Below are 3,480 nucleotides of genomic sequence, written 5' to 3' on the forward strand. Positions count from 1 at the left end.
TTTGGTTCCGGGTTTCTTTCTCATCTCCACTCCTTGGCGGTTACGATGAGCCAGAAACCCTCTCTTATCAAATCGACCTAAACTGTCCCATTGGTGCTGACATCAGACAATGCCATTTGTCGTGCGGCTGGGGCCGGTCTCGTCGGATACAATCGGCAAACTGAGACCCTAAACGGTTCACCCAAAGGCGAATGGCTTCGCGGCTGACGATCACGCCGCGCTCCCCCAACAAACCCTCCACATCTGCCGAGCTGAGCGCAAACCGATGATATGCCCACGCCGCATAAGCGATGATTTCGCGAGGAAAACGGAAGCCTTTCAGCCGCAGCAATGAAGTCGGTATGGTCATGTTACGCGCTATCCGAAAAGGACAGCGCGATCAACTTGGCAATGCCTGTTGCTCAATTCCTAGTTTGTGGGCCACGAGAATTGTTGACAAGGCCGTTATGCAAATGCTGTTTTCGTCAAAACCAAAAAGGTCATCATCCCCAGCGGTGGCAGGGTTCTTTGCTCTCCGACGGTCAGTACATCCTCTTGCAATACTGTGTCGATTTCGAAATCAGAATGCCAACCAATTGTGTTTGCAAGCGGGGCAAAAACCCGTTCAAGGGAAGCAATCAAACCCCGCTTTCGTTGGAAGTGGTTGGTGATTACCACTCTGCCGCCCGGTTTGCAGACCCTCGCTATTTCTGCCATCACCCTTTCCGGTTCGGGAACGACGGACAGCACATGCATCGCCGCAACCGTATCGAAGTGGTTGTCCGGAAAATCAAGCGAGCGGGCATCCATTTGCCGCAGCTCCTCGACGTGACTCAGTGATTGGGCTTCCACTTTGTCGCGGGCCTTTTTCAGCATCTCCTCGCTGAAATCGATCCCTGTCACCTGCATCTCGGGCTTGTAGTGTTCCAGTGACAGACCAGTGCCCACGCCGACCTCCAGTACTTTGCCCGGGTGTCTATTGATATAGTCAACCGCGTGCTGCCGCCCAACACAGGTGATGGCTCCAAACGTCTTGTCATAGACGGGCGCCCATCGAGCATAGGAGTTTTGAACGGCTTTTATGTCCATATCAGGTCCTTAACGGTTAGAAGAGACTTCCTTGCCACGCCAGGCCCAGGCAACCGTTCCCACATATCCAACGCAAAGCGCGATCAGCGTGACCCAGGGATAGGTCAGCAGCGCCGCGCCAACAACAGCGACCCCGATGAGAAAGTATTTTGCATTCTCGCGCGAGATCCGCGTCGTCTTGAAAGACCAGGTTGGTATCCGGCTGATGAGCAGCAGACCGATGACCACCATGTAAAGACAAATCAATATGCCGGGCAGCAGCGGGGCATCTGCAAAAGCGAAGGAAACATACATTGGCAGCATCACCAACAGCGACCCCGCAGGGGCCGGGACCCCTTTGAAATAGGCATCGTTCTGATCACAGGCTTCGGATTTGCTACCCACGTTGAAACGGGCAAGGCGCATCACGCAGCATACCGCATAAAACAGGACGGCAAGCCACGCTGCGTTTTGAATATCCTGCAAGGCCCAAAAATGAAGAACGAGCGGCGGGGCCACTCCGAAGTTCAGAAAATCTGCGAGTGAATCTAGTTCCGCTCCGATTTTGCTGTCACTGCTGAGCAGGCGCGCAATACGCCCGTCCAACCCATCCAGCACGCAAGCAGCAATAATGAGCTGCACCGCAAGCACGTAATTGCCCTGTACACCAAATCTGATCGCCGTCAGGCCCGCGCATATAGCTGTTATGGTCAGCGCATTGGGCAACAAATGGATCAGCGCGAACCCGGTCTCTTCCTGCTTAGATGGTTTTGCCACAGATCCCACCACCTATTTTTGTTCAGGTGTGCGCAAACTAGCTAGGACGGTTTCGCCCGCAATCATCGTTTGCCCGACACGCACCTGTGGCACGACACCATCAGGAAGATAAACATCCAACCGAGATCCGAACCGGATCAATCCAAACCGTTCTCCGGTTTGCAGCTTGTCACCGGGTTTTACGAAGCAGACGATCCGTCTGGCAACTAGGCCCGCAATTTGGACAACAGCCAGATCCTGACCGTTTGCCATACGAATACGCAAGCTGTTGCGTTCGTTGTCGGCACTCGCCTTGTCCAGGGATGCGTTGAAAAACTTGCCGGGGCGATAGGCAACAGCGGCAATCTCACCTTCAACTGGCGTTCGGTTTACATGGCAGTTGAAGACGCTCATGAACACGCTGACACGGGTAAGCGGCGCGTCGGGCATCCCAAGTTCGCTCGGAGGTACCGCTGCTTCGATCAGCGAAACCACCCCGTCCGCCGGGCTGACGATCAAACCCTCTTCCGTCGGCGGCACCCGTTCCGGGTCGCGAAAGAAATAGTAACACCAGATCGTGAGACCGACGCCAATCCAACCCAGAATGTCAGAAAGTAAAAACAGGCCGACAGCTATTGCGGCAAAGATTGCGACAAACCGAATACCTTCAGGGTGCATCGGTTTGATGAACGTATCGCGCATGCGCATCGCAAGCTTTCCCCCGATAAATTTATTGCACTTTCATAGGAGGATTGGTGAGGAACGCAAGTGTGACGAGCGCAGTCAGTTCATCCTTTGACGATATCTGATGCACAAACCTGTTTCGGCCAGTGCCGTCGCTTCTGGCCGACGATGCGTCCCTTGTTCCAGGTTGGTCGAAATGTGCGGACGGCTGGTAAGTTTGGGGTCGTTTACTCTGATCCACCAATCCGCCATCCTCTTCCAAGTGGCAATCCAATTTTACTGAACGCAGTGAGCCTCCCCAACTGAACTGGTCCACCGTTATGTTTAGGAAACGGAGGACCACGAATGGCAAACAAGCGACCGAAGCCGGAAGAGATTGTCTCGAAGTTGCGACAGGTTGAGATATTGATGGGGCAAGGCATGTCCCGCCTGGATGCAATCCGGCAGATTGGTCTTGTTGAACAGACCTATTATCGCTGGAAGAAAAAGTACGGCGGAATGGGTACGGATCAGTTGAAGGAACTCAAGCGCCTTCAAAAAGAGAATGAGCGTCTTCGAAAGGCCGTCTCGGATCTTACCCTGGACAAACTGATCCTGACGGAGGCGGCCAAGGGAAACTACTGAGCCCCGCCCGTCGCCGTGCCTGCATCAACCATGTGCGCCGCAAACTGCGTGTCTCAGAACGCCGGGCGTGTCGTGTCCTGAAACAGCACCGATCCACACAGCGAAAGCTGCCGAAAGGTCGAACTGATGAGAAGCGCCTGGTGGCGGACATGATAGAATTGGCCCGCCAGTATGGCCGCTACGGTTATCGCCGGATCGCGGCTTTGCCGAGAGATGCGGGCTGACAGGTGAATGACAAGCGCGTCGAAAGGCTTTGGCGGACCGCGTTGCACGAATAGCGCTTGGGCCGCATTTGCCCCTTTCCCCGGTTCGTTATGCGACACGTTCATAGGTCGCACGACCTAGACGGGTCATGCGGTTGAGGGCTTT

The 3,480-nt window shown here is 54.6% G+C and carries 3 protein-coding genes and 2 pseudogenes; 1 reads left to right on the forward strand and 4 read right to left on the reverse strand.

The features are described from left to right. Positions 1-109 precede the first annotated feature (109 nt). From AC2FNC_RS20465 to AC2FNC_RS20480, 4 genes and pseudogenes are all read right to left on the reverse strand, one after another. Positions 110-349: pseudogene (locus tag AC2FNC_RS20465) on the reverse strand (IS6 family transposase); the annotation flags it as partial. A 95-nt stretch (positions 350-444) separates the two neighbouring features. Beyond that, positions 445-1,068 (reverse strand): class I SAM-dependent methyltransferase, encoded by a 624-nt coding sequence (locus AC2FNC_RS20470; RefSeq protein ID WP_480520792.1) that lies wholly within the window; start codon positions 1,066-1,068, stop codon positions 445-447. A gap of 9 nt (positions 1,069-1,077) precedes the next feature. Further along, complete coding sequence (locus tag AC2FNC_RS20475; RefSeq protein ID WP_496716519.1) at positions 1,078-1,824, reverse strand: CDP-alcohol phosphatidyltransferase family protein; 747 nt, start codon at positions 1,822-1,824, stop codon at positions 1,078-1,080. Positions 1,825-1,836: 12 nt separating this feature from the next. Continuing rightward, on the reverse strand, positions 1,837-2,511 hold the full coding sequence (locus AC2FNC_RS20480; protein ID WP_480477954.1) for a phosphatidylserine decarboxylase: 675 nt from the start codon (positions 2,509-2,511) through the stop codon (positions 1,837-1,839). Between the two features lie 321 nt (positions 2,512-2,832). Here AC2FNC_RS20480 and AC2FNC_RS20485 point away from each other — a divergent pair. Further along, a pseudogene (locus AC2FNC_RS20485) lies at positions 2,833-3,332 on the forward strand (transposase); the annotation flags it as partial. Positions 3,333-3,480: the final 148 nt, after the last annotated feature.

The organism is Ruegeria sp. BHSA123 (genome assembly GCF_059613425.1).

Excerpts from the sequence above, each read along its gene's own strand:
- AC2FNC_RS20470 (WP_480520792.1), bottom strand. The coding sequence starts at position 1,068 with ATGGACATAAAAGCCGTTCAAAACTCCTATGCTCGATGGGCGCCCGTC.
- AC2FNC_RS20480 (WP_480477954.1), bottom strand. The coding sequence starts at position 2,511 with ATGCGCATGCGCGATACGTTCATCAAACCGATGCACCCTGAAGGTATT.